General features: G+C 41.7%; 28 protein-coding genes. 14 read left to right on the plus strand and 14 right to left on the minus strand.

The window, feature by feature from the left end:
* The first annotated feature begins 194 nt into the window (after nt 1-194).
* The 3 genes from CJ305_RS12630 (at nt 195) to rny (ending at nt 2,573) form a co-directional block, all read left to right on the plus strand.
* A complete protein-coding gene (locus CJ305_RS12630) occupies nt 195-485 on the plus strand; it encodes a septum formation initiator family protein (RefSeq protein WP_099646640.1) in 291 nt (96 codons plus the stop codon).
* 10 nt (nt 486-495) lie between these two features.
* Nucleotides 496-786, plus strand: a complete 291-nt coding sequence (locus CJ305_RS12635) for a cell division protein ZapA (RefSeq protein ID WP_099646641.1) — start codon at nt 496-498, stop codon at nt 784-786.
* A 221-nt stretch (nt 787-1,007) separates the two neighbouring features.
* Complete coding sequence (rny, locus tag CJ305_RS12645) at nt 1,008-2,573, plus strand: ribonuclease Y (protein ID WP_099646642.1); 1,566 nt, start codon at nt 1,008-1,010, stop codon at nt 2,571-2,573.
* Between the two features lie 78 nt (nt 2,574-2,651).
* On the opposite strand, the gene CJ305_RS12650 is transcribed toward rny, so the two are convergent.
* From CJ305_RS12650 to CJ305_RS12665, 4 genes are all read right to left on the minus strand, one after another.
* Nucleotides 2,652-3,164, minus strand: coding sequence for a hypothetical protein (locus CJ305_RS12650; RefSeq protein ID WP_099646643.1), 513 nt, complete (start codon nt 3,162-3,164; stop codon nt 2,652-2,654).
* A 2-nt stretch (nt 3,165-3,166) separates the two neighbouring features.
* A complete protein-coding gene (locus CJ305_RS12655; RefSeq protein WP_099646644.1) occupies nt 3,167-4,384 on the minus strand; it encodes a peptidoglycan-binding domain-containing protein in 1,218 nt (405 codons plus the stop codon).
* 112 nt (nt 4,385-4,496) lie between these two features.
* Nucleotides 4,497-5,222, minus strand: coding sequence for a YebC/PmpR family DNA-binding transcriptional regulator (locus CJ305_RS12660; protein ID WP_099646645.1), 726 nt, complete (start codon nt 5,220-5,222; stop codon nt 4,497-4,499).
* Nucleotides 5,223-5,296: 74 nt separating this feature from the next.
* Entirely contained in the window at nt 5,297-5,581 is a 285-nt protein-coding gene (locus CJ305_RS12665) for a 4a-hydroxytetrahydrobiopterin dehydratase (protein WP_099646683.1), read from the minus strand.
* A gap of 148 nt (nt 5,582-5,729) precedes the next feature.
* Here CJ305_RS12665 and CJ305_RS12670 point away from each other — a divergent pair, with 148 nt between their 5' ends.
* Nucleotides 5,730-7,193 carry an aminoacyl-histidine dipeptidase gene (locus CJ305_RS12670; protein ID WP_099646646.1) on the plus strand — a complete coding sequence of 488 codons (1,464 nt, stop codon included), beginning with the start codon at nt 5,730-5,732 and terminating at the stop codon, nt 7,191-7,193.
* A gap of 40 nt (nt 7,194-7,233) precedes the next feature.
* On the opposite strand, the gene CJ305_RS12675 is transcribed toward CJ305_RS12670, so the two are convergent.
* From CJ305_RS12675 to CJ305_RS12690, 4 genes are all read right to left on the minus strand, one after another.
* Nucleotides 7,234-7,740, minus strand: coding sequence for a DUF4168 domain-containing protein (locus CJ305_RS12675; protein ID WP_099646647.1), 507 nt, complete (start codon nt 7,738-7,740; stop codon nt 7,234-7,236).
* Between the two features lie 159 nt (nt 7,741-7,899).
* Entirely contained in the window at nt 7,900-9,072 is a 1,173-nt protein-coding gene (locus CJ305_RS12680) for a peptidylprolyl isomerase (RefSeq protein WP_099646648.1), read from the minus strand.
* Between the two features lie 98 nt (nt 9,073-9,170).
* The gene (gene gldI / locus CJ305_RS12685) at nt 9,171-9,728 is read right to left on the minus strand and encodes a gliding motility-associated peptidyl-prolyl isomerase GldI (RefSeq protein ID WP_099646649.1); all 558 of its coding nucleotides are present in this window, start codon (nt 9,726-9,728) and stop codon (nt 9,171-9,173) included.
* The gene (locus CJ305_RS12690; RefSeq protein WP_099646650.1) at nt 9,721-10,737 is read right to left on the minus strand and encodes a DHH family phosphoesterase; all 1,017 of its coding nucleotides are present in this window, start codon (nt 10,735-10,737) and stop codon (nt 9,721-9,723) included. The genes gldI and CJ305_RS12690 overlap by 8 nt, the downstream gene beginning before the upstream one ends.
* Nucleotides 10,738-10,814: 77 nt before the next feature.
* On the opposite strand from CJ305_RS12690, the gene CJ305_RS12695 reads away from it, so the two are divergent.
* Nucleotides 10,815-11,837 (plus strand): alkaline phosphatase D family protein, encoded by a 1,023-nt coding sequence (locus CJ305_RS12695; RefSeq protein ID WP_099646651.1) that lies wholly within the window; start codon nt 10,815-10,817, stop codon nt 11,835-11,837.
* A gap of 111 nt (nt 11,838-11,948) precedes the next feature.
* Complete coding sequence (locus tag CJ305_RS12700) at nt 11,949-12,368, plus strand: nucleoside-diphosphate kinase (protein ID WP_099646652.1); 420 nt, start codon at nt 11,949-11,951, stop codon at nt 12,366-12,368.
* A 119-nt stretch (nt 12,369-12,487) separates the two neighbouring features.
* Here the strand turns inward: CJ305_RS12700 and CJ305_RS12705 are convergent, their stop codons facing one another.
* From CJ305_RS12705 to recF, 3 genes are read right to left on the minus strand one after another with little or no spacing between them, the layout of a single operon-like run.
* Complete coding sequence (locus tag CJ305_RS12705; protein ID WP_099646653.1) at nt 12,488-12,784, minus strand: DciA family protein; 297 nt, start codon at nt 12,782-12,784, stop codon at nt 12,488-12,490.
* Nucleotides 12,784-13,209: a lipocalin family protein gene (locus CJ305_RS12710; protein WP_099646654.1), complete on the minus strand. Its 426-nt coding sequence runs from the start codon at nt 13,207-13,209 to the stop codon at nt 12,784-12,786. Before CJ305_RS12710 ends, CJ305_RS12705 begins: the two co-directional genes overlap by 1 nt.
* Nucleotides 13,206-14,285 carry a DNA replication/repair protein RecF gene (gene recF, locus CJ305_RS12715; protein WP_099646655.1) on the minus strand — a complete coding sequence of 360 codons (1,080 nt, stop codon included), beginning with the start codon at nt 14,283-14,285 and terminating at the stop codon, nt 13,206-13,208. Before recF ends, CJ305_RS12710 begins: the two co-directional genes overlap by 4 nt.
* 152 nt (nt 14,286-14,437) lie before the next feature.
* Between recF and CJ305_RS12720 the strand changes: the two genes are divergently transcribed.
* The 7 genes from CJ305_RS12720 (at nt 14,438) to CJ305_RS12750 (ending at nt 20,864) form a co-directional block, all read left to right on the plus strand.
* Nucleotides 14,438-15,202, plus strand: coding sequence for a tetratricopeptide repeat protein (locus CJ305_RS12720; RefSeq protein WP_099646656.1), 765 nt, complete (start codon nt 14,438-14,440; stop codon nt 15,200-15,202).
* A gap of 29 nt (nt 15,203-15,231) precedes the next feature.
* Nucleotides 15,232-15,723, plus strand: a complete 492-nt coding sequence (gene ribH, locus CJ305_RS12725; protein ID WP_099646657.1) for a 6,7-dimethyl-8-ribityllumazine synthase — start codon at nt 15,232-15,234, stop codon at nt 15,721-15,723.
* 156 nt (nt 15,724-15,879) lie between these two features.
* The gene (locus CJ305_RS12730) at nt 15,880-16,161 is read left to right on the plus strand and encodes a riboflavin synthase subunit beta (protein ID WP_099646658.1); all 282 of its coding nucleotides are present in this window, start codon (nt 15,880-15,882) and stop codon (nt 16,159-16,161) included.
* Between the two features lie 88 nt (nt 16,162-16,249).
* Complete coding sequence (mutL, locus tag CJ305_RS12735) at nt 16,250-18,130, plus strand: DNA mismatch repair endonuclease MutL (RefSeq protein WP_099646659.1); 1,881 nt, start codon at nt 16,250-16,252, stop codon at nt 18,128-18,130.
* A 42-nt stretch (nt 18,131-18,172) separates the two neighbouring features.
* A complete protein-coding gene (locus tag CJ305_RS12740) occupies nt 18,173-18,946 on the plus strand; it encodes a rhomboid family intramembrane serine protease (protein ID WP_099646660.1) in 774 nt (257 codons plus the stop codon).
* Nucleotides 18,947-18,948: 2 nt separating this feature from the next.
* Nucleotides 18,949-19,836, plus strand: a complete 888-nt coding sequence (locus CJ305_RS12745; RefSeq protein ID WP_099646661.1) for a rhomboid family protein — start codon at nt 18,949-18,951, stop codon at nt 19,834-19,836.
* Nucleotides 19,836-20,864 (plus strand): endonuclease/exonuclease/phosphatase family protein, encoded by a 1,029-nt coding sequence (locus tag CJ305_RS12750; RefSeq protein ID WP_099646662.1) that lies wholly within the window; start codon nt 19,836-19,838, stop codon nt 20,862-20,864. Before CJ305_RS12745 ends, CJ305_RS12750 begins: the two co-directional genes overlap by 1 nt.
* Here CJ305_RS12750 and CJ305_RS12755 read toward each other — a convergent pair.
* Entirely contained in the window at nt 20,853-21,500 is a 648-nt protein-coding gene (locus tag CJ305_RS12755; RefSeq protein ID WP_099646663.1) for a WbqC family protein, read from the minus strand. The two genes, CJ305_RS12750 and CJ305_RS12755, sit on opposite strands and share 12 nt — an antisense overlap.
* A gap of 208 nt (nt 21,501-21,708) precedes the next feature.
* On the opposite strand from CJ305_RS12755, the gene CJ305_RS12760 reads away from it, so the two are divergent.
* On the plus strand, nt 21,709-23,958 hold the full coding sequence (locus CJ305_RS12760; protein ID WP_189319444.1) for a tetratricopeptide repeat-containing hybrid sensor histidine kinase/response regulator: 2,250 nt from the start codon (nt 21,709-21,711) through the stop codon (nt 23,956-23,958).
* Here CJ305_RS12760 and CJ305_RS12765 read toward each other — a convergent pair.
* Both CJ305_RS12765 and CJ305_RS12770 read right to left on the minus strand, forming a co-directional pair.
* The gene (locus CJ305_RS12765) at nt 23,948-24,475 is read right to left on the minus strand and encodes an ExbD/TolR family protein (protein ID WP_099646665.1); all 528 of its coding nucleotides are present in this window, start codon (nt 24,473-24,475) and stop codon (nt 23,948-23,950) included. The genes CJ305_RS12760 and CJ305_RS12765 overlap by 11 nt on opposite strands.
* Nucleotides 24,476-24,568: 93 nt before the next feature.
* Nucleotides 24,569-25,864, minus strand: coding sequence for a carboxypeptidase-like regulatory domain-containing protein (locus CJ305_RS12770; RefSeq protein WP_099646666.1), 1,296 nt, complete (start codon nt 25,862-25,864; stop codon nt 24,569-24,571).
* Between the last annotated feature and the right edge of the window lie 110 nt (nt 25,865-25,974).

A 25,974-nucleotide genomic window follows, 5' to 3' on the forward strand; every position in this document is an offset into this window, starting at 1 on the left:
GTATTTCCGGTTCTGGTTTTTACGAACATTGAGCTTCTCGACATATAGGATTATCAACCCAAAAATACCTGCCCGGTTTCATATTCAATTGTTTATCTAATGGCGGTAACAGCTTTAAAAATAAAATAGATTGTATTGTGTTATTAGATGTCGAATGTTAACTTTGTGAGACCAAGCATTGTTAAAAAAAGGTTATGAGTGAACTGTTAGAGCGCGTAGAATCATTGCAGAAGGCAACGGGTACTCTAATAAGCAGACACCAGCAACTTCAACAGCAATTACAGGCTCTGGCGGCCGAAAATGCACAACTCAGAGAAGAGAATGCAGCGCTTAAGAAGCTTGTAGAAAACTGGGAGGCAAAGTACAGCACACTCAAAACTGCAAATGCTATGCTGGGCAGTAATGATTACAAACGGGAAACCAAGCTCAAAATAAATGCGATGATGCGGGAGATAGATGCCTGTATCGCGCAATTAGCTGATTAATTAACAGGATATGTCTGAACATCTTAAAATAAAACTGTCTATTGCAGACCGGGTGTATCCACTCACTATTTTGCCACAGCAGGAAGAAGGCCTGCGCAAGGCAGCTAAAGATATTGAGGCGATGATTAAAAAATTTGAGCAAAGTTATGCCGTTAGAGATAAGCAGGATGTTTTGGCCATGTGCGCCTTACAATTTGCTTCAAAAACTATACAAAGGGATCTGGCAGGAGAAGGAGAGCAGGCTGAAGCGGCTCTTAAACTCAAGAGTCTGGAAGAGTTGATTCAGAGCCAATTATCCTAACGTTCTTTTAATTAGAAATTACTTACTGCCTACATTGGTTACATTTTTTGGTAAACTCAACACTAATTCTTTATAGAAGGATGAGTCTGGGTTGTAAAAGCGCGCCGTTCCCGATTTATCGGGATGAACGGATTCTTGATCAGCCCGTTAGTCCTATGATTTATATAAGGAGTTTACTCAAAACACTTCCAATGTAGGCTTTTTTTATATATACTTAATTTATGGAAACAGTTTTTACAATCGTAGGGGTCATCTTGATTGCCGGCACTCTGGGATTTTTACTGGCAAAATTGCTGGAAAAAAATAATGCCTCTCAAATTGTTAGTAACGCCCGCAAAGAGGCCGAAAACATTATAAAAGAAGCTAAAAATGAAGGGGAATCCATCAAAAAAGATAAGATTCTTCAGGCCAAAGAAAAGTTTATTGAACTTAAATCTGAGCACGAGAAAGTCATTCTCGCCCGGGATAAAAAGATTAATGAAGTTGAAAAGCGCACCCGGGATAAAGAATCACAGGTGAGTAGCGAACTGGCCAAAAACAAAAAGCTCAATAAAGATATTGAGGCTAAAGTGCAGGATTACAACGAGCGTCTGGAGTATCTTGAAAAACGCCAGAGCGACATTGATAAGATGCACGCGAGTAAAATTCAACAGCTTGAGGTCATAAGTGGTTTGTCTGCTGAAGACGCCAAAGACCAGTTGGTTGAGTCCTTAAAAGATCAGGCGAAGAGTGATGCGATGGCCTTTATTCAAAATGCGATGGAGGAGGCTAAGCTTACCGCAGAGCAGGATGCCAAAAAGATTATCATCAACACCATTCAGCGTATAGGTACCGAAGAAGCGGTTGAAAACTGCGTATCGGTTTTCAATCTGGAAAGCGATGACGTAAAAGGACGAATTATTGGTCGCGAAGGTCGAAACATTAGAGCGATTGAAGCGGCAACAGGAGTTGAAATCATCGTAGACGATACACCGGAAGCGATCATTTTATCCTGCTTTGATAGTGTACGGCGTGAGATTGCTCGTTTGTCTTTACACAAGTTGGTGACAGACGGCCGTATACACCCGGCTCGTATAGAAGAGGTAGTTAAAAAGACAACCAAGCAAATAGAGCAGGAGATTGTTGAGGTAGGTAAACGCACGGTGATTGATCTCGGTATCCACGGACTGCACCCGGAATTGATTAAAGCTGTGGGAAGAATGAAGTACCGTTCTTCTTACGGTCAGAACCTGTTGCAGCACAGTAGGGAAGTGGCTAAGCTTTGCGCGACTATGGCTGCTGAACTGGGCGTTAATCCAAAACTAGCCAAGCGGGCTGGTCTGTTACATGACATAGGTAAAGTACCTGAAACTGAAAGCGAAACTCCACACGCATTACTGGGTATGGAATGGGCTGAGAAATACGGGGAGAAGCCCGATGTGTGTAACGCCATTGGAGCCCACCACGACGAGATTGAGATGAAAACACTGCTTGCGCCTATAGTTCAGGTGTGTGATGCGATCAGTGGCGCCCGTCCCGGAGCTCGTCGTCAGGTGTTGGATTCGTACATTCAGCGTTTGAAAGATCTTGAGGATATTGCTTTTGGTTTTGCCGGAGTTAAAAAGGCCTATGCCATTCAGGCGGGTCGTGAGCTTCGTGTGATTGTAGAAAGCGAGAAAGTAAATGATGAGCGTGCTTCGGCCCTGTCGTTTGAGATTTCGCAAAAAATACAAACCGATATGACCTATCCCGGTCAGGTGAAAATCACCGTTATTCGGGAAACCAGGGCGGTCAACATCGCCAAATAAATTAGGAAAGCCGCTCTGAAAAGAGTGGTTTTTTAGTTTTTATACATTCAATATGGTAAATCTCCTATTGATATTTAGTTAGGTCGATTTACCATATAACTCATTCCAAAGCCTCAAATAATGATCAGCTAATTGCTGCTCCAGTTCTTTAGGAAACGGATATCCGTCCGGACCTACGAAAATGAATTTCTCTTCGCTTTGACTGCTTACGCGGAGGCGATGGTACTTTTCAATCCACGCGTCATAATGATTAACTAGTTTCTGAGTGCTTTCCAGAAGCTCAGGTGCGATGAGGTAGCCCTGAGCAAGAATGAGTTTATTTACGGCTTCGTTTGACTTATAAAGAACCTCCGTTTCAATAAACCGGCGTTCTACTTCCGTTTTAGCCTTTACATAGCGCTCAAAGGCCAGGCTCGATCGCTGTAGCTGAAAATAAATGCTCCCCATAGCTTCACAGGCTTTCTCTTTCCAAGCGAGTCGGGACTTTACGGTACTGGTAATTTTTTCGCTTTGTTTTAATAACAGAAAACCCATCAACCCGGTGAGTAAACTGCTGCCTAAAATCAGGGAGATGATTTTAGCGGTGTCCATTTTTAAACATTTTTGAGCTCATCAAGCGATTTTTTAAGGTAGTTGACAGGGAATGTGTTATTAATTTCAGTCAGATTCTTTTCGCGTCCCAACGTGTACCAGACACAATCATCATTTGGCTTGTTATAGCATACCACGAGATCGCTCAATACATTGTAAGCACCACGGGTTTTGCCACGCGCTAGATCGTCGTAGGAGACTGCTGCATAATCTTTACAGCTGATTATACGCCCCGCAGGATCCATATAACTACGCCCGGCAATAACCTGACAACCTGCCGAGAAATTAGTACGCCCGTCTCCTGACCAGTGAATGTTTATGGTCGTGTTGGGTTCGTCGAGTCCGGCGGCGATATCTGCATCTGTAAGTGCATTATCGGCCACTTTATCCCGGTAAACCAAAACGCCTTTAGAATAAGGTCTTAGAGCTTTATAGATCTTTTGAGCACTTGCAATCTTATGCCAGCTCAATCGGTATTTGTGCTGCCCTTCCACTAAAAAAGCTTCATCACTGCGATCTGCCATTGAGGCGCTGGGATCCGTGCTACCCCAAAAGGTAAATGCAAGACCTTTGATGAGCAGGACAAACAGATCGTCGTTCTCCCGTTTGCTCGTACTCAAATCGGCATTGCGTCGTATTCCAATTAAATGGGTTTTATGAGGATCAAATTGCCAATCTGCCGGACTGTAGGTGTCTGAGGCTTTGGTGTAATTAGATACGTCGTTCAGGATTTTATTTGAATGGGAACTGTAATGTGATTTAGCCTTATTCAGAATCTCAAACCAGAGTTTAAATTCTTCGGTGGGGTTGCTCGCATCGTGCCGGGCCCAGTCGTTAATGATTCCGTTAGATTCCCAGCGATCAATGTGACCCCAGGTTTTTGGCCCCACAATACCATCGGGCTTACCTATAGATTTTTCACCTTCAATGGAATACACATATTCCTGAAACAGGCGCGTGGCTGCCTGAGTCCCGTAACCAAAAATGCCACTGAGTTCGGCATTGGGAAAGAAGCCTTTGTTCTTCAAAAAGCGTTGTAGTCTAAAAACCAGATTCCCATTAAGCTCGTTAAAATCCTGCCATTGAAAATTAGCCTCGTCTCTAAACTGTTCGCGATCGCGAAGACGTGTAGCCATCCACCGATGATACGGGCGTAAAAAATCGCCTTTGTCTCCCGGAAGCTTTCCGGTGTCAACAGATCCTAATCTCAGTGTACTCATAACTTATTTAAGTATAATGACTTATAAAAGTATGAATTAAAGTGTGGCTTGAGCAAAAAGCAAAAAAATAGGGGCAAATGCCCCTATTTAAGTACCTGTTTTTCCTGATAATTTATGCTTCACACGAACTTTCGTCCATAGAATGGTAGACATTCTGTACATCCTCGTCTTCTTCTATTTTTTCTAATAGCTTTTCTACTTCTTCGGCCTGCTCCGGAGTCAACTTTTTAGTAACCTGTGGAATGCGTTCAAATCCACTTGATAGAATCTCGTGATTGTTTTCTTCTAAATAAGACTGAATGGTTCCAAAGCTTTCAAAAGGCCCGTAAATAAGGATTCCATCTTCATCTTCAAAAACTTCTTCGGCACCGTAGTCTATAAGTTCAAGTTCTAGTTCTTCCGGGTCAATACCATCAGCCGCAATCCGGAAATTGCAGGTATGGTCAAACATAAATTCAACAGAGCCGGAAGTGCCCAGGTTTCCATTACACTTATTAAAATAAGAGCGTATGTTGGCTACCGTACGGTTGTTATTATCAGTTGCGGTCTCGATAAGAATAGCAATACCGTGCGGGGCATAGCCTTCAAAAAGCACCTCTTTATATTCGCCAAGACTTTTGTCACTGGCGCGTTTTATGGCGCGCTCAATGTTGTCTTTAGGCATGTTTACGCTTTTGGCGTTTTGAATCACCGCGCGCAGTCTTGAATTTGAGTCGGGATCAGGACCGCCTTCTTTTACGGCCATAACAATGTCTTTCCCTATGCGCGTAAAAGCTTTGGCCATCGCACTCCAGCGCTTCATTTTACGAGCTTTTCTAAACTCAAATGCTCTTCCCATAATGTGTGTTTTTAAAGGCGGTAAATTTAGTAAAATTCACCGGTTAGAAAAGTGCTTTTTACCTAGCCTATTTTTTAAGCATCAATGAGCTTTTCGATGGCGTGTGCGAGTTTAAAGTCTTTTTCGGTAACTCCACCGGCGTCGTGAGTTGACAGGGAGATGTTGAGCGTATTGTATACGTTGGTCCAGTCGGGGTGATGCTGCTGCAATTCGGCTTCAAAAGCGATGCGGGTCATCATCGAGAAGGCTTCTTTAAAATTTTCAAATTCTAAAGATGTATGAATCGCATTGTCTTTGTATTCCCAGCCTTCAAGTTTCTCAAGTCGGCTTTGTATGGTGTTTTGGTCTAGTTTATCCATTTTTAAAGGTTTTAGTGATACGATCAAATTTCGCCATTTAAATTCAAACCAGGCAGGCAATTGGCTATTCATCCCGGTGTTTTAAGCATATTTTAAGTTTAAGCTTTAGAGCAAAAACAGAACCTGTACCTTTGCAAAAAATGATTTTATGACAAATGCTGATATACGCCAGCTGGAACCACAACCGGTATGGAAAAACTTTGCAGATTTAAACGCTGTGCCGCGACCTTCAAAGCACGAGGAGCAGGTTATTGCCTTTATGAAAGCCTTCGGCGAAAGGCTGAATTTGGAAACTTTTGTTGACGAAGTAGGTAATGTGATCATAAGCAAGCCTGCAACCAAAGGTCTGGAAGACCGAAAAATGGTGACTTTACAGTCTCATTTAGATATGGTGCATCAGAAGAATAAGGAGACTCAATTCGATTTTGCCAGCGAAGGGATTCAAATGAAAATAGACGGCGATTGGGTAAAGGCCGAAGGAACCACCTTAGGCGCTGATAACGGATTGGGCGTTGCGACCATAATGGCCCTGCTCGAAAGTACAGCTATTCCGCATCCCGCACTTGAAGCTCTTTTTACGATTGATGAGGAAACCGGAATGACCGGTGCCATGGGCTTAAAGCCGGGAGTCTTGAAAGGTGAAATTTTGCTCAACCTGGATACCGAAGAAGATGATGAGATAGGTGTGGGCTGTGCCGGTGGCGTTGATATTACAGCCACTCGAAGCTATAAACAGGAAGACACAGAGCCGGGTAAAACAGGATACCGACTTACCGTAAATGGTCTTCAGGGCGGTCACTCGGGAATGGATATCATAAAGGGTTTGGGTAATGCCAATAAACTGCTGAATCGATTTTTACTGGATGGTTTTGAAAATTATGGCTTGCGCTTAAGTGAAATTGACGGTGGCGGTCTGCGAAATGCCATCCCTCGAGAAAGTACGGCTGTGTTTTGCATAGATTCAATTCATACCGAAGCCTTTGAGGCTGATGTTGCCGAACTTGCTGAAGCCATAAAAGCCGAGTATAAAAATCTGGAACCTAATCTGAAAATCACACTTGAACCCACAACATTGCCCGAGAAGGTTATGGAACTTGGAGTTCAGGAAGCTTTAATAAAGGCTATACACGCAGCCTGGAATGGCGTATACCGTATGAGTCCGGATATTAAAGACTTGGTAGAGACCTCAAATAACGTTGCCCGGGTAAGAGCGGGCGGAGGAGAACTTGAAGTCTTGTGTCTTACGCGATCATCAGTAGAGTCGTCTCGTACAGATCTTGCAAATACCGTGCGAAGCGTTTTTGAACTGATAGGTTGTGAGGTTCTTTTTTCAGGGGAATATCCCGGTTGGAAACCCAATATGGAAAGTCCTATTCTTAAGGTTCTGGTTGATCATTACGAAAAACTGAATGCTGAAAAACCCCACGTAGCAGCTTGCCACGCGGGGCTTGAATGTGGTATTCTGGGTCAAAATTACCCTGAAATGGATATGATTTCTTTTGGTCCCACCATTCGCGGTGCACACTCTCCAGATGAGCGTGTGAGTATTTCTTCCGTACAGAAATTTTGGACGTTTATACAGGAAATTTTAAAAGATATTCCTAAGAGTTAAAAAGAAAAAGGAGCTGTTAAACAGCTCCTTTTTTAGTTTTCTATCCTTCAGAATTGGTTTGTTTCTGGCTCATTACGTTCTGAAAACGTTTCTGTAAATCCTTGCTTTGCTGCAAGGCCATTGCGACCTCGCGATAGCGGTCAAAGGAAAGGTTGTGATTTTCTATAACTTCTTTCATTTGCGCGACCAGAAGCGGCTGCATTTCCTGCAATTTAGTTACGATTGCCCCGTGCTTTTTCAACTCTTCTTCAGAAGCCTCAACGGGTACTTCAGGATTCATTTTTGCTTTCTGAATGCTGTTAAAACGTTCTACTTCCAGACCTTCTTCGGTAATCACGGTCATCATTTTTTGTTTTACCGTTTGATTGACCGTTTGTACTTCGACAAAGGCATTGGCAAAATTATTCAGTTCGGCAGGTGTTACATCAACCTGATCCTGTGCGCGTGTCACAGCATCAGCTTGTTGTGCTTTCGCCGTTAGGCTAAATCCGCCAAGTAGGGCTCCGGTTAGTGCCAGACTTATAATATTTTTCTTAAATGTAATCATGTATAGCTTTTAATTGTTTAACCTGAAGGATAAAAAATAGGAAAGCCAATACCATAGATTTAAGGTAGTATCTCTGTTTATTAAGAAAAACTTAACAAATAAAGACCCAGAGATTAACATTTGCCGGGATTAATGCCTGGCAACGGTAATTTGCCTTAGTTATTCTTCTTCGGGTTCTTCTAGAAGTTCGATTTCAAAAACCAGGTTGGTACGCGGTGGAATGATGCGATACCCGCGCTCACCATATCCCAGATAATAAGGAATAAAAAGAACTGCCTTATCGCCATAATTAAGCTGTTGTACCCCTTCCTTAAAGCCGGCTATCATTTCGGCTTCAGGGCCATAAGGTATTTCGACAGGTTGATACATTTCAGGTTGAGGCCGGGTTTGTTTATCCCAACTGTCAGCTATCTCCTTGACGTTTGTGTCAAAAAGCTCACCCTCTGCAAAATAACCGGCGTAATTTACTTTAACCCGTTGTGATCTTTTGGGTTTGTTTTTACTACCTTTTTCGGTGATGACGTATGCAAGACCACTTTCCAGGCTGTCTGCCTGCTTGCGGAGTTCATCAAATTGTTGCTGCTTGGCTTCTTTCCGTTTACGTGCTGCTTCTTCCGCTTTTTTGCGTTCTTTTTCCTTCTCGTCTATTTCGCGGGTAAATATTTTTGGAGCATCAAAAAAACGGGCCTCTTTCCCTTTTCGGATAATTTCTACCTCTTCAATTTCTACTGGGGATTTTGGCTTGCCAGCCTGAGGATTCAGCATTTCGACATTGGCTATTTTTTGCAAGACATCGTAACCTTCAACCACTTTTCCAAAGATGGAATGACAACTAATCTTAGGATTTTCGCAGTTGCGCAATTCGCCTGCCTCATTGTATGCGTCTAAATGCGGGGAAGGAGCCAGCGTGATAAAAAACTGACTGCCATTAGTGCCATAACCAGAATTTGCCATCGAAAGTAAACCAATGGTATCGTGCTTCAACTCGGGGCTAAACTCATCGTGAAACTTGTAACCGGGACCACCACTACCGGTACCTTCAGGGTCTCCTCCCTGAATCATAAAGTCTTTTAAGATGCGGTGGAAGGTGAGGCCGTCGTAATAGGCTTTCTTTTTGTAAATGGAATCAGCAAGTGGATTAGTGCCTTCGGCCAAAGACACAAAATTAGCAACAGTAGCCGGAGCTTTATCGTAGAACAGCTCAATAACCATCGTGCCTTTGTTGGTTTTTACACGTGCGTAGAGCCCGTCTTTCAACTCAGGATATTGGTCACTAGAGCAGGCAATAAATGTAAGGGCTATTAGGAAAACAAAAAGTATCGTTTTTTTCATGGCATTTAATATAAGGAAAAGCCTGGGTATCTGTAAACCTGTAATTACAAGTAACGACCCATTTCTGCTTAAGATAAAAGACTTTTTAACGGAACATATTACGGATTATTGGTCTCTCCGTTTTGAATGGTATTTAGCGTTACCCGGGTTTGTATGGGCCAGTTTGAACCAATTTTATCAAGATAACCATAGTAGCCAAAAGCCTTGTGTGAAGGCAATAAAAAAGTGACAGTTTCTCCTTCTTTCATCAGTTTGAGTCCGTCTTTAAGACCCGAAATCAAATCCTGATTGCTTTGCTCAATTTGATAGGTTTGTGTTCCCAGTTCTTCTTCACTTACGATAAGCTGACCGTCCAGCGTTTTGATCTCATAGTCAAAAGTGACCAGGTCTCCCGTTTCTGCTGTGGCAAGCGCGGTCGTATCCTGTACATTATAGTAATACCAAAAACCTTTGTCTGAAGTGAAATACTCGTATTGAGGATTTGCCTCCATCAATTTTTTTATGGCATTTTCTTCGGCTTTATTGAGCTCTTTATTGCGGGCTATTGAAGCGTCAATATAGGAGCCTGTGGCGTGACTAACGGGTCGTCGCGCTTCAGGGGTCTTGCAGCCGGCAAGTGCCAACAGCATAACCAGTAGGATGTTTAATCTATTCATTTAGGGCTTCTTTGTATTGGGGTAATATACTAATAAAATAGTCAACTGTTTCCTGTAGCGAGCGATCACTTTTGCCACCTGCAGCGTTGGTATGACCGCCGCCTTCAAAGTGCTCGCGAGCCATCAAATTAACCGAAAAATCACCTTTGGAGCGCAGCGAAATTTTGACAATACCTTCCTGCTTATTTTCAATAAAAATCAGGGCTAAGACGACTCCGTCTAGCGAAAGGCCGTAATTCACGAAACCCTCGGTGTCGCCTTTTTGATAATTGTGTTTGTCAAGCTCTTCCTGAGATAAGGTGATATACGCAGTTTGGTATTCTTCAAGCTTTACCAGATTGGTAAGTGCGGTTCCCAGCAACTGCATACGCTCGTAGCTGTTGGCATCAAAGATTTGCTGGTGTATGTAAGCATTATCGGCACCTTTTTCTATAAGATTTGCAATGACACGATGGGTGGTTGCTGTTGTTGATCTGAAGCGAAAGGAACCTGTATCGGTCATAATTCCCGTATACAGGCAGGTCGCCATATCGGCATCTACCAGGTGGGTAGCATCAAGCATCTCAAAAGTATGATACACCATCTGGCAGGTTGCGCAGACCGTAACATCGCTATACGTTACCACGGCATAATCATCGGGTTGCTGATGATGGTCTATCATAATGAATTGCGCGGTAGCCTTTTCCAGATCGTGCTGCATATCGCCCACACGCGAAAGCGAGTTGAAATCAAGGGTGAAGATAAGCTCCGCTTCTTTGATGAGGCGTTTGGCTTTTTTGTTTTGAAATTCAAAATTAACAACCTGATTATCGCCGGGCAGCCATTTTAAAAATTTTGGGTAATCATTTGGGGTAATAACCGTAGCGCTATGGCCGGTTTTGGTGAGGTATTGTCCCAGGGCCAGGGTAGAACCCATCGCGTCACCATCGGGATTCTTATGCGGGATGATTACAATCTTTTTAGGTGATGCTAATAACTCTTTGAGAAGGACTATTTCTGCGTTTTTCATAGTTGACGAAGATACGATTTCTTGATATAGACTTAATACGAGAAGTTCTAATTTTGAATCGAATCAAAATGTGAGCGATGAAAAATACAGGTATCAGGCGGTTTTCTATTTTACTTTTTTGTGTACTCGTGTTTCAGACATTGTGTGCCCAAAAGGAAGATTCAGGGGCTTTTAAGATTCTTTTTGGCTCGTGCAACCGTACCGAATTGCCAAATCCTTTTTGGGATCAAATGGCCGCTACGCAGGCTGATGTTTTTATTTGGGGAGGAGATGCCATCTATGCTGATACGCGAAATATGCGTAAGATGAAAAGGATGTACAATGCCCAGAAAAACATTCCGGAGTATAAGGCTTTCGCCGAAAGTATTCCGGTGATGGGAACCTGGGATGATCACGATTATGGTCTAAACGATGCCGGAGCTGAGTATGACCAAAAGCAAAAGAGCCAGCAATTGTTTTTAGATTTTATAGGAATGCCTTCAGATGCTGAAACACGCCAAACTGAAGGGGTTTATGCATCTAAAGACTTCAGCGTTTCCGGAAAAACCATAAAAATTATTGTGTTAGACACGCGTTACTTTCGGAGTAGTCTAAAACGCGCAATAGATCCCGAAAAGCGCTATGCACCCTCAACAGATACCACAAATACAATGTTAGGTAAAGAACAATGGGCCTGGCTTGAAAATGAACTTTCTGAAGCTGCTGATTTTACGGTGATTATGAGCAGTATTCAATTTCTCAGTAACGAACACGGTTTTGAAACCTGGGGGAATTTTCCGCATGAAGTTGCCCGTTTTGAGCGGCTCCTTGAAAAATCCAATGCCAAGGCGGTAATCCTTTTAAGCGGGGATCGTCATATTGCCGAATTTTCAAAAAAAGAACTTCCGGGACTGGAGTATCCACTTATTGATTTTACCAGTAGCGGTCTTACGCATACTTACATATCTTTTGACGGCGAACCCAATGCCCATAGGGTTGGAGAAGTCGTCACCCGTAAGAATTACGGTTTAATTGCTATTGATCTCAGTACCAATGAGGTTGATTTTAAAATAATGGGTGAAAACAATCAGGTTATGCAGGCATTAACACAGGATTATTAATATTCGTTAAGCCTTTTAGCTATTGTCATTAAAAGAATTACTTTTGCAGCGATTTTTAAAAACCAGAGTAGCGCCTTTTAAACCATACCGGCGCGCTTAAAACAAGAAGAAATGGCAACAAACAGAACGTTTACCATGATTAAGCCCGATGCTGTAGAAAACGGACACATCGGTGCAATACTAGAAAAAATTACTGCTGCAGGTTTTCGCATTGTAGCGCTTAAACTTACCCAAATGACTGTAGCTGATGCACAGGAATTCTACGCGGTGCACAGCGAGCGTCCATTCTTTGGCGAACTTGTAGAATTTATGAGCAGAGGACCAATCGTTGCAGCTATTCTTGAGAAAGAAAATGCTGTTGAAGACTTTAGAACTCTTATTGGTGCTACCAATCCTGCTGATGCTGCTGAAGGTACCATCCGTAAATTATATGCAACTTCTGTAGGTGAAAACGCGGTTCACGGTAGTGACAGCGATGAGAATGCAGCTATTGAAGGTGTTTTCCATTTCTCAGGAAGAGAGATGTTCTAAACTTCTCAATTTTGAAGACGAATGGGATCTGAAGGCTTGTCTTAGAATCCCTTTTCGTCCGGAAAAATTAAAGCAGCCTGAGGGCTGCTTTTTTTTATGCGCTGTTTTAAAACTGTTGCTTAGCGTAAAACCACTTTTTTTATGATTTCCCGTCCCAACTGCTCGTTGAGATTGGTGCGTATTTTTTCTTTGCCGTAACTCAGTTCTTCCCGCAATACCGAGGAGCTAAGCTGTATCATAAGCCGGTCACCGTCCAGTTTGATCTGTGTGGTGTATTTGGCAATGGCCGGTCCCATTACATCCCGCCAGGCTTCAGCTACGTCAACTTTATCAATGCCTTTTTGCAATTTGTTTTTTTCAACAAAAGCGCCTAAAACATCTTTTATAGATTTGGGATCTGCGTCGCGTTGTGCCATTAATCGGTAATATTTATAGGTTCAAATTTTTTGTACGTGTAGGTTATGCCGCGTGCATTGCGCACCTGCAATTCTTCTTCGTCAGCTTTTAAGACCACTTCTTGCCAGGTATCATAATTGGTGCTGTATTCCAGATAAAGCGAGTCGTTTTTAATACGAGCGGTTACAGCTTCCCGTGAATCTGTAGTTGCAAAGCTTCCGTCGATACGTGGTAGTACTTTGGTTCTGAATCCGGTAGAATCTTGAATTTCCAAATAATCTACCTGTTCGCTAAAACTGTATTCCCGTTCCTTGCCACCGGGAGTTTCCACCTGTTTGATTTCCCAATAGCCGTTAAGATGCTGCAATTGCTCCTGCGGATTGTTTCGGGTGCAGCCCAAAACCAGAAAACTAAGCGCAAGTGCTATATAATAGGTGTTCTTCAAAGCTTAAAGAGTTTATACGATTGGTGAATTTCTTTTACAATGGCTTCAGTCCGGTCCGGGTGTGTGTCACTTATAAATAACTGACCAAAACTCTCATCGTTGACCAGATCGATGATTTGGGTTACCCGGTTTTCATCAAGCTTATCAAAAATATCATCAAGCAGGAGCAGGGGCGTGGTATTGCTTTGAGCTTTTATAAAGTCAAACTGCGCCAGTTTTAAGGCGATAAGATAGGATTTTTGCTGACCCTGACTGCCAAATTTCTTTATCGGATGCCCTTCAATCTTAAAGCCCAGATCATCGCGGTGTACCCCAACGCTGGTGTACTGCAAAGCCCGGTCTTTTTTGAGGTTTTCAATAAAAAGCTGACTCAAAGGCGCGTCGTGCAGCTGGCTTTTGTATTTCAGTTTGACGTTTTCCTTGCCGCCGCTTATGGCTTCGTAACGCTTTTTGAAAATTGGGGTAAAGGCTTCGAGAAAAGCTGCCCGTTTTTGAAACAGCAGGCTTCCCAGGTCGTGCATCTGCGCGTTGTAAATCTCAAGCGTATCCGGATTAAAAGTATGATTTGCATTAAAATACTTGAGCAGGGCATTTCGCTGCGACAGGGTTTTGTTGTATTTAAGCAGGGTGTCCAGATACGCCTTGTCACTTTGCGAAATCACCCCGTCTATAAACTTACGGCGGGTTTCACTGCCTTCAATAATAAGATCCCGGTCTGCGGGTGATATAATGACCAGTGGCAAAAAACCGATATGGTCTGAAAAGCGCTCGTAAACTTTACCGTTGCGTTTAATCACCTTTTTTTGGCCGCGTTTGGCACTAACGATCACTTTTTCCTCACGTTCGTTTTTTTCATAAACACCGTCAATCACAAAAAAATCAGCATCGTGATTGATGTTTTGAGTGGTGATGGGATTAAAGTAACTTTTTCCAAACGAAAGATGGTAAATCGCATCAAGCACATTGGTTTTTCCCACCCCGTTATTGCCCACAAAACAGTTGATCTTTGCATCCAGTTCAAAGGATGCCGATTCAAAATTTTTATAATTGATAAGCGAAAGGGCTTTGAGAATCATAGGTTTTTTTTCGGCTTGAAAAATGCTAAATGCTTGAAAAATAAGGAGCTGTGTTGTAGCGGTGTCGTCTGCAAATTATTGAAAAATAACAAAACAATCCGCCACCAATATTGAATAAAAATTTTATTTTTGCGCCCAACAAAAGTTAAAATATGGCTACATATCAAAAAAGAGGATATAAACCTAAGAAAGAGGAAGAGATAGAAGAGCAACTGCACGACGAAAGCACAACTGCAGAAGTTTTTGATTCTCTTGATGAAGGGGCAAACCGCACCGAAGCCTGGGTGGAGCAGAACCAAAAGCCTATCTTAATAGGTATCGCGGTTGTGGTTATTGGTGTTTTAGGGTATTTAGGTTATGAAAAATTCATTCAGCAACCTAAGGAATTAGAGGCCTCAAACGAGATGTATCAGGCGCAAAACTATTTTAACGAGGCTATTGAAGGCAGCGTAGCGAAAGATTCGCTGTTCAATCTCGCGTTAAATGGGGGCGAAGGGAAATTTGGTTTCCTTGAAATCATTGACAATTACGGAAGCACCAAAGCCGGTAACCTTGCACATTATTATGCAGGTATGGCGTATCTAAACCTCAATAAATATCAGGAAGCTATTGATGAGCTTGAAGATTTTGAGAGCGATGATATGATGCTTGCACCCCTTGCTAAAGGGGCAATAGGTGATGCGTTTATGCAATTAGACCAGCCTGAAGAGGCGCTTTCCTATTATGAGGAAGCTGCAAAAATGCGTACTAATGATTTTACAACTCCGCGTTTTCTGATGAAAGCTGCTCAAACAGCAATTAGCCTTGGTCAAAATGATAAAGCGGTAGGCTATTTGGAGCAAATTGAAGAGGAATATGCAAACTCACCTCTTGCAGGTGAAGTTGCGCTCTATATGGGTATGGCAAAAGCCGAATAAGTGCCCTTGAAAAGCTAAAATTTTAAAATATGGCAACAACAGACTTGTCTGTTTACGATAAATCTACAATCCCAAACGCGAAAGACTTTCGGTTTGGGATTGTTGTTTCAGAATGGAATGACAACATAACTGAAGGTCTTTTTCAGGGTGCCTTTGACACCTTTATTGACTGTGGTGTAATTAAGGAGAATATCGTACGCTGGAATGTTCCCGGTAGCTTTGAACTCATCTACGGTTGCAAAAAAATGCAACAGAGTTACGACATGCTCGATGCGGTTATCGCCGTAGGTAGCGTTATTCAGGGGGAGACCAAGCACTTTGATTTTGTTTGCGAAGGTGTGGCTCAGGGCATTAAAGATTTGAATGTACAGAGCGATATCCCGGTAATCTTTTGTGTGCTGACAGATAATACCATGCAACAGGCTATAGATCGTAGTGGTGGTAAACACGGTAATAAGGGTGTGGAAGCTGCAATCGCCGCGATTAAAATGGCCCAGTTGCGTAAAGAAGCCCGGTTTTAGGAGTTAAGGGTTTTTAGTTATTGGGTTATTTTAGTTATTTAAAAACCGAAAACTGCCTACTGAAACTACAACCTGTTTTTTTGGAATGCTTTTTGAAACATACCCTCTAAATAAAGCTTTACAGCTTTTTTATGTAACTTTAGATTTTTAGGCATTATGGGAGTTTTAAAAACACGCAAGAACAAAAAATACAGCTACAGTCCTCGTTATTATGAGGGTGATAGTAGTCCGTATAAATTAGAATCCAAATTTGACAAATACCGAAAGGCTACGCTTGAAACCAAAGGTTTGAAAGCAAAATTTACTACAGCCTGGGAAGATTACAAATACAATAAGGATGAACGTGCCCGGAAAACGACCTTGCTTATTGCCGCAATTCTGGTCTTTCTATTTCTTTATATCATTGATTTTGATCTGAGCATTTTCTTTCAGTCCTAGTCAAACGTATTTTTTCAGTTTAGCCTGAAAAATCTACTCTCAGATTTTTAACTTGCACTACTTTATAATTTTTAGCTAAACTGAATTCATGTCTGATATTATCAAGCTTTTACCCGATCACGTGGCCAATCAAATTGCCGCAGGTGAAGTGGTGCAACGTCCGGCTTCTGTGGTTAAGGAACTCCTTGAAAACGCCATAGATGCTCAGGCGACTCAAATAAAGCTTTTGGTAAAGGACGCCGGTCGGACGCTCATTCAGGTGATTGATGACGGGAAAGGGATGACTACTACAGATGCCCGACTTTCTTTTGAGCGGCATGCTACCTCCAAGATTTCAAGTGCTGAAGATTTATTTGCCTTACATACAAAAGGATTTCGCGGGGAGGCTTTGGCTTCAATCGCGGCAGTTGCTCATGTAGACCTAAAAACACGGCCCGAAGGAGAAGATGTAGGTACTCAGATTGAAATAGAGGGCAGTACAATTAAATCTCAAGAGGTCTGCGCATGTCTGAAAGGAACTTCCATCGCCGTTAAAAATCTCTTTTTCAATATTCCCGCACGGCGAAATTTTCTAAAGTCCGATTCCGTAGAACTGAGACATATTATAGACGAGTTTCAACGTGTGGCTTTGGCTCACGAAGGGATAACGTTTATGATGTATCATAACGATGGTGAACTCTTCAATCTTCCGAAAACCAATAAAAGACAGCGTATAGTTGGGGTTTTCGGTCCTAAAACCAATGAAAAACTGGTGCCGGTGACTGAAGATACCGAAATTGTTAAGATTGAAGGCTTTATCGTCAAGCCTGAGTTTGCAAAAAAAACCAAGGGCGAGCAATTCTTTTTCGTTAATGATCGCTTTATCAAGCATCCTTATCTCAATCACTCCGTTAGTGCGGCATTTGACGGTTTGTTGCCAGACCGTGCACGGGCGAGTTACTTTCTGTTTCTTACCGTAGACCCTAAAACCATCGATATCAATATTCACCCTACTAAAACCGAGGTGAAATTTGAAGACGAGCACGCCATATACACCTTATTGCGTGCTGCGGTAAAACACAGTTTGGGCCAATTTAATATTGCTCCGGTTCTCGATTTTAATCGTGAGTCTAGTATGGATACTCCTTATTCGTACAAAAACAAATCTGTAGAAGCCCCGCGTATTGAAATAGATCGCAATTTCAACCCTTTTGATACCGTAAGTCCGAAAAGTGGCTATACCGGAACTCCTAACTATAAAAAGGAAAGTACATCGGGTTGGGAGAATCTCTATGACGGACTTGAAAAGCACAACAAGTCTAGTGGGTTTAGCAGCGTTGAGATTGAGGTAGAGCCTGAAGCCGAATCCCTTTTTGTGGAGCAGGAAAGTAAAGGTTTTGGAGATAAACCACTGGTTGAGAGTGAAACGGCAAACACCTATCAGGTACATAACAAATACATTGTAAGCCCGATTAAAAGCGGTATGCTGGTAATTGATCAGCAGCGCGCGCATCAACGCGTTTTATATGAAGAATTTTTACGCAACATCAGCCTTAAAGAATCGGTAAGTCAGCAATTGTTGTTTCCGCTACGGCTTGATTTTTCGGCAAACGAGTTGTTGATTTTAGATGAAATCAAAGATTCGCTTGAAAACACCGGCTTTATAATGGACAGACCCGAAGAGGGTGTGTTGGAAATTTCGGGTATTCCAGCGGGCATTCCGGAGAGTGAGGTTTCGATCGTACTGGAGCAGTTGTTAAGCGATTTGGAGCATGAAGTGCCCGATACCGGCTTCAGTCAAACCGATTTACTGGCTAAGAGTATGGCAAAAAGTATGGCGGTTAAAACCGGAGAAAAGCTTGATGATCTGTCTCGTGAGCATTTGGTCAACAAATTATTTGCCTGTACAGAGCCTACGCTTTCACCATTTCATAAAAAAACCTTTATAACGCTTAGCGTTGATGAGCTCGATCGTAAATTTAACGCCTAAATGGTTTGTCGTTGATGCGACGTTAATTTGTAAATTAAAATAATGGGTAGAATTACCGAGACTGTAAAAGTCCTCCTGATCATCAATATCATTTTCTATTTGGGAACTCTGTTTTTGTTTCCCCAGGGTCAGGGACTTTTTGCTTTGTGGTTTCCGGAAAATCCAAATTTTGAGTTCTGGCAGCCGCTTACGCATATGTTTATGCACGACCAAAGCAGTATATTTCACATACTGTTTAATATGTACGCGCTTTGGGCTTTTGGAAGTCCCGTAGAATCGAGTATAGGCAAAAATAAATTTATCTTTTTCTACTTTTCAGCTGGTTTAGGTGCTGCGCTTATTCATCTTGCAGTTGCGTATTTTTATTATTACCAGGGTTATCAGGCACTGGTAGATTCCGGTTTTTCGCCAAGTGAAATTACTACTTATGTAAATGACGCCTTTACGAGTATAGCTTCAAATCAGGGTCAGTATAGAATTCCCAATGGCGTGACCGATGTTGAGGCGGTAAAAGGAATGGTAGAAGCCTTTTCTACTCGTGCTGTGGGAGCATCGGGAGCAGTATATGGGGTTTTGGTGGCCTTTGGGATGTTATTCCCCAATGCAGAACTTATGCTTATCTTTTTACCTATTCCGATCAAAGCTAAATTTTTCATTCCCGCGTTATTACTGCTTGATTTGTTCTCAGGTGTGACCGGTTTTAGCTTATTTGGTCAGAATATTGCCAATTTTGCCCACATCGGTGGTGCCCTGTTTGGATTTATAATGATGTGGTACTGGAAGAAAAACAGTTTTAACGATAAACGCTGGTATTAGATATGGCGACAAATGATTTAAGCTATAAGTTTAAAACGGCTAACATAGTCGTCAAGCTTATTGTGATAAATGTAGTGGTGTGGCTGGGCTTATTCTTAATAGAATGGGCCTTAAATATGGGGCCAATACTTACACGGTGGCTTAGTTTACCTACAGATTTAGGACGCCTGGTCATTCAACCCTGGTCGCTGCTTACCTATGCGTTTTTGCACGGAGGGTTCTTCCACATCTTCTGGAATATGGTCATTCTCTACTGGTTTGGTCAGATTGTGCTTAACCTGTTTACCGAAAAACGTTTTCTCACCGTCTATTTATTGGGAGCTTTAGCGGGCGGCGTACTTTATGTTTTAGCCTATAATCTGTTTCCAGTGCTAATTACTTCTTCTGCTTATTTAGTGGGAGCAAGTGCTGCGGTACGTGCGATAATGATTTTTATAGCTACCTATACGCCAAATACTGAAGTTCGAATTATTTTTTTCAATGTAAAGCTTTGGCATATTGGTGTTTTTGTGGTGTTGATGGATTTGATCCAGTTGCCTACATCGGGCAATGCCGGTGGACTGCTGGCGCATCTGGGAGGCGCGCTGTTTGGTTATGTTTATGCCACGCAACTGGCAAAAGGAAACGATATTGGTATCTGGTGGGAGCGCCTGGCCGATACGGTAGCCGGATGGTTTAAATCAAAACCAAAGCAGCCCAAGAAAGCTAAAATGAAAACGGTTTATAAAAATCAATCCCGTCAATCCACAAGCTATAGCACTTCCGGAATGTCAAAAAGTGAACAGCAGAAGCGCATAGACAGCATTCTTGATAAAATAAGTAAAAGTGGCTATGAGAGTCTTTCTAAAGAAGATAAGGACTTTCTGTTTAAAGCCGGAAAAGAGAACTGATGCGAAATCTTGGCTTTTTTAATAAGCTTGTTTTTTTCCTCAACAGCCTTTTTGCATTCTTCCTGCTTGTAGGCTATATTCTGCCGTACTTTCCTCCACGTATTTTTCCTCCGGCATCGGTGCTTACCTTAGTCATACCCGTATTGTTAGCGGTTAATTTGGGTTTTGTGGTTTATTGGCTTATTCAGTTTAAACGGCAATTTTTGCTTTCAGCTTTGCTTATCGCCTTCAGTTTTTTTAATGGAAAGACCCTGTATCGATTTGGAGACGAAGTGCTTCCTAAAGAAATCGCTAAAACCGAAAATCAACTCAATGTACTCAGCTATAATGTTCGTGTTTTTCGCAGTGAAACCTATAATGCGCAGGCTATTACCAAAGGAGTTACCCAACTCGTAGCAGATGCGCATCCTGATGTGATTTGTTTTCAGGAGTTTTCTTCACACAATGCCCCTGATTTAAAGGAGCTACCTTATAAATATCTGGGAAGTGAAGCAAAAAAAATCAATTACGGTCCGGCAATTTTTTCTAAATATAAGATCATAAACGGGGGCTCACTAGATTTCAAAAGCACCTTTAATAATGGGGTTTTCGTTGACCTTGTTAAGGGGAAGGATACCATACGCGTTTATAATCTGCATATGCAATCCCTTGCGCTAACTGCAAAATTAGACGCTTTAGAAGAAGAGAACACCAAATCTCTTGTGGGAAGACTGGGACAGGCCTTTAAAAAACAACAGGAACAGACGGGTTTGTTTTTAAAACATCAGGCTGCTTGCACGTATAAGAAGGTGGTTACGGGTGATTTTAATAACACCGTTTATTCCTACACCTATAACAAAATACGAGGAGAGAAAAAGGATGCTTTTGAAGAGAAGGGGAGTGGTTTTGGGCGCACCTTTATTTTTGATGTTATCCCTATGCGTATCGATTTTATACTAGCTGATCCTGAATTACAGATAAACGCATTTCGCAATTTTGATATTGATTTTTCCGATCACTATCCCATTCAGGCTGTACTAAGCTTTTGAATTTAAAAGCGGTTTTAAATCAAGATCGTTTAAATAGCTAAGACTTTCCGGCCCCAGATTGAATATCAGGTCAAGAACAGAGAGGTGTGGAATAAATCCATTCTTTTCCTCGAAAACCTGGCGATAGCGTGGCAAGTGCACTTCCGGTTTGCGTTTAGCATCAGCTAAAACTCTCAGGTCATCATATTCAGAATCCTCATAATTCATTTTGTACTCCTTAGTATCAGTTGCTTCCGGCATAATACCAAGCATTTCATAAATGCAATGCAGACTGGCTTTATTGAGGTTCAGCAGCGAATCAAATTCAGTATGAAATAACGGGTGCAGTTCATCTTCGTAGAACTCGAAAAATGGTGAAGTACGATAGGCTATCACCAGCGAGCGCCAGTGCTGTCGTTGCCACAAAAAGCTTTGTTCAATTTGCGCATCAGCCGTTTTCTTGTGACCGCCCGTACCAGTGTGTTTAATAGGAATATTAAGCAGTAACCTGCCATTTGCAGTGCCTATATACATCCTGTTGCGATAGCTCTGTTTTTGGTAATTATCACATACTTCATACATAATTTGTTCGCTTTGTACTAATGCAGCTGTAGTAAGAATGTCTGGAAAATAAACAGGATGTAAAACAGATTTCATAAGCTTTTGATAAGGCGGCAAAGATAAATTTTTAATGCAGAGCGTGTAAGGAGAAAAGCAGTTAAACAACTTTAGAATAACTCAATTTTCAATTTTTATTTCAGCAAAATAATGCCCTATTTGTTGTGTTAAAATAAAACTAATCAAATTATTACGTGCATATCATCGATAAAATGTATCTTTATGGCAGTTTTTAATGTTCCCCAACTTGAGAAAGAACTTCGGCCCCTTAATTTTCTTACTCCTGATCGTGTTATGCGGTCAACCTTCCTCAGCTTTTGCTTATTTCAAAAATGTTCAGCAAAAGCCTAAAATTTCCCTGCAAGCTCAGCTGGATAGTATTTTTAAGGTCACAGATGATAAAGATTATGAGGTGGCCATTCAGTTAATAGGTCAATTAATCAAGGATTCCGAAAAAGAAGGGAACTTTACCTATCTTTTTCACAGCTACAACCTGCTTAGTATCAGTCACGCCAATCTTAGAGATAGCATTCCTGCTATGAATTATTCAAAAAAGGCGTTGTACTATGCACAATTGTCTAAAAATGACACGCTGATCTCCTGGGCATACAATAATCTGGCAGCAGATCTTTCAACACGAAAAGAAACGCGCAATCAGGCATTGGAATATTATAAGAAATCCCTGAGTATACAACGCAGACTTAATGACGGAGAGTTTTATGATGCAGCGCTTAATCTTGCAGAACTCTACCACAAATCTGGAGATTATCACCTGATGCATAAGTATCTGGAAGAAGCCCAGAAAAGTTATAATCCAGAATATATCTATTTTGACGATCCTTTAATTCATCTCGAGATTTTATGGGGTGACTATTATGTGGCGCTGAAGTCTGAATACCGTGCTTTAAAAAGTTACAATCACGCTCATGAGCTTATAGAAAGTGAGAAAGTTGATTATCTGGCACTCGATTTTTATGAACGCTACGCGAAATTTCTGCTGGAGCAAGACTATCCGGAAAAGGCTTACGAAGTGCAGAAGCGCTTTCAGGAATATTATACAGCACAGGAAAGTCTCAAAGCCAAAGAAACCTATCAGTTGGCTCAGGCAAAATTTGAGGCCGCTGAAGCGCGGCGGGAACGCAATCAGGCCGAATTGCAGCAGGAAATACTGGACAATGATTTAAAGCGTAAGAAGACCCAGTCTATTCTGCTTGCATCAATCATTGTGCTGATGATTTTATTTTTAGCCTATTTGTTCTACAGTGAGCGACTTAGACTTGGATTGATTAAGAATTTAAAGGTTAAGAATAAAAACCTGGAACAGGCTAAAATTCGTGCTGAACGAAGTGAACGCGCCAAAACCCGTTTCTTTTCTACCTTGAGTCACGAGATGAGGACACCGCTTTACGGGGTTACGGGAACGATAACTATTTTTGAAAACAATCCGGAGCTCAAAAAGTACGAGGAGGAAATTAGTTCGCTTCGTTTTAGTGCAGATCACCTGCTTGAAATCATCAATGATCTTTTAGACATCTCAAAGCTGGAAGACGATTCCTTTAAGCTGGTTAAGAAGTCATTTAATATCAAATTATTGGTTGAAGATGTAATCAACAGTTTTGACCGTAACAGATTACGCAACGCGCAGTGTTTTTTGAATTGTGAAATTGACCGAAGCGTTCCCAACTATGTGATGGGTGATGCTCGAAGGATCAAGCAGGTCTTACTTAATATAATAGGCAATGCGATAAAATTTACCCCGAAAGGAGAGGTAACGCTTCGGTTAAACAGCAAACACCTTGAGTCAGGCAGGCATCAGGTACATTTTGAAATTGAAGATAACGGGATAGGTATTCCAAAAGATAAGCAGGAAGCCATTTTTGATGAATTTAGTCAGCTTGAAGAATTACAGCTCCGTGAGGCTAAGGGAACCGGACTCGGTTTGCCTATCGTGCGTAAATTGCTCGAGAAAATGGGTGCTGATATCACCGTGGAAAGTGAACCCGGCAGAGGAAGCCTGTTTAGTTTTGATCTACTTCTCGAAGAAGCTACTTTACAGCAGGTTGCCAGTACACCTAAAAAAGTTGTTCACCCTATCACTGAACTTCCGGTTGATTTTGAAGGAAAGCGCTTTTTAGTAGTTGATGACAACAAGATTAACAGGATGGTAACCAACCGTATTCTGAAAAACTTTAAGGCTGAGGTTGATGAGGCTCCTGATGGTAGAGAGGCCATAGAACGGGTGAAAAGCCAGGACTATGACCTCATACTTATGGATATCAATATGCCGGGTCTTAATGGGTACCAAACGACACAAATCATTCGCGAGTTTGAATTGAATGTGCCCATTGTTGCTTTAACGGCTTCTGTGGAGAACTATGTAATTCGAAAAGCAGAGTTCTGCGGAATGAATGATGTGATTACCAAACCTTTCAATACAGAGAAATTTTTCAAAGCCATTTCAGAACAGTTCGCCCGGCGTGCACAGGCTATAAACTAAAAACTTCTGGTGTCGATTCGCCCAGATTAAGCGGATAGGCTTCTAAAACCTGTTTTAATTCAGATTCAGAGAGTTGATCAAGATCTTTCAAAAACTTTTGTTGACTGTATGCAGCACGCATTTTGTGATAAGCTGCTTTTACCTGGTCTAAAATTTCTACATAAGCCCTATAATCAAGCTCGCGCGAAAACTGAAAACTAATCACTGCTTTTTCAGGTAGAGCGGGTTTGCTTTCCAATTGATCAGGATTAGTCACAAATTGAATGATTTCTTCAGATAGCAATTCAACCGGAGTGAGCTCATCATTTACCAGATAGTTTCCTTCAGAATTCGCCGAAATGCGAAAGAGATTCCGCTCTGCGATTTCAGAAGAGCAATCCTTCGATTCACAGGGTTCAGGCAGTGTTTGATTTAAACCCTTATCGGTTTCAATCGTTGTCGTGGTTAGAAAAAAGATGAGCATTAAAAATGCGATGTCGGCCATTGAACCGGCATTAACCGTAGTAGTTGTTCTCATAATACGTGTTTTTTAATTAGACATAAAAAACACGTATCAACTAATATGCCTCAAATCCCTGTTTATGAGAATAATGCAGAAAGGAGTTCCTTTTTATTCGCTGCGTTGTATTTGGCGCTGAATTTTTTCGATAGCCTGTTCGATTGATTTTTCAGGTTCAATGAGGTTGTAAGCCCCCCAGAATTCAGGATCTGCAAAACCCGAAACCTCGTCAGCAAGAATAGTATTATTTTTAAATTTCGATTTTCTGGAAATATCTGCTACCGGTATGCTTTTTTCCCAGTCAGTAACCAGCATTTCACTGCTGATGCGGTATTTATTATTGAAGAGTTTACGCTTCCAGTTTACGACAAATTCGAGTTTAACATTGCTATACCCGTAATACCATTTACCATCCCGGTTACGATAATCCACGCGATAGGTTATTTCGGTAGGCCATACTTTTACCTGATTGGGTTTTTTGCGTACAAACAAGTCTGCCGCAAGTTTTCGGTTTTCAACATTCATATTATATACCGCGTTTGTAAGAGCATAACTGTTGGCGTCAATAAAGAGTTTACCGTAATACAGGGGATCTATAATCGTCTCTTTTTGTCTGAAATTTACGGTATACACCAGTCGGCCATCATCGGTTACCGGTTCTCCAAAACTGAAATCATAATCTGAAATCGTCTCCGGAGTCATAAAAAACTCAGGATATTTCATCAAATCGGCATAGAGGGCGTTTAGAGGTCCTCCCTGAAGTTTAAGCGCAACAGTATCCAGTCTATCGTAATCGGTGCTTTTTCGGGCTTTGTAAATCGCTACAAGATCTTTTCCGCTAGAGGTATAAGGCTTTTTCTCAATTGCTACGACAGCCTCTGCAAGCGACGCGCTTCGGTTTCTACGGTTAATCGATTCTCTGTAGAAAGCAGTCATATAGGTCTCGTCATCCAGATAATTTTGATTTCGGTTCTCAAAAACCAGGCGAACTAAGGCTTCTGCACTTTTAGGTCTGGTAACATTTACGGCGTCAAGCTCGGTAGCCTGCGGATTGAGACTGATAGTGTTTTCAGTTCTGCTGAGGTCGCTTAAGATGATGAGCAATTTTTCGTAACCGGGATACCCAAATGAAACTTTAGCCTGAGGCATTGCCTGAGGAATTTTTAATACAAAGTCTCCCTCAGAGTTGGTAACTGTGGCTATGTTTGAACCTTCAATGAGAATGTTTACAAAGGGAAGTGGGTCCTGAGTGTCAGCGTCAATTACGGTACCCTTATATTCAATAAAGGCTTCGTTTTCCTGAGCAGTCAGAAGATTAACGTGTGAGAGCAAAAACAAAAAGCCTAAACAGCTGAAAATAAGATTCAAGGAGCGTTTGAGGTTATGATATGATTTAATCGTTTTCATCGAAAATTTTTATTTTGAATATACGAATTTTTCACCATAGGTTAAAAGCCAATATTCATAGTAAAAGGCTTTGGCACGATTTATGAAAATTATAATTGCGTAAATTTGTG

Origin of the sequence: Leeuwenhoekiella nanhaiensis (genome assembly GCF_002744755.1) — a bacterium.
Lineage (GTDB): Bacteria > Bacteroidota > Bacteroidia > Flavobacteriales > Flavobacteriaceae > Leeuwenhoekiella > Leeuwenhoekiella nanhaiensis.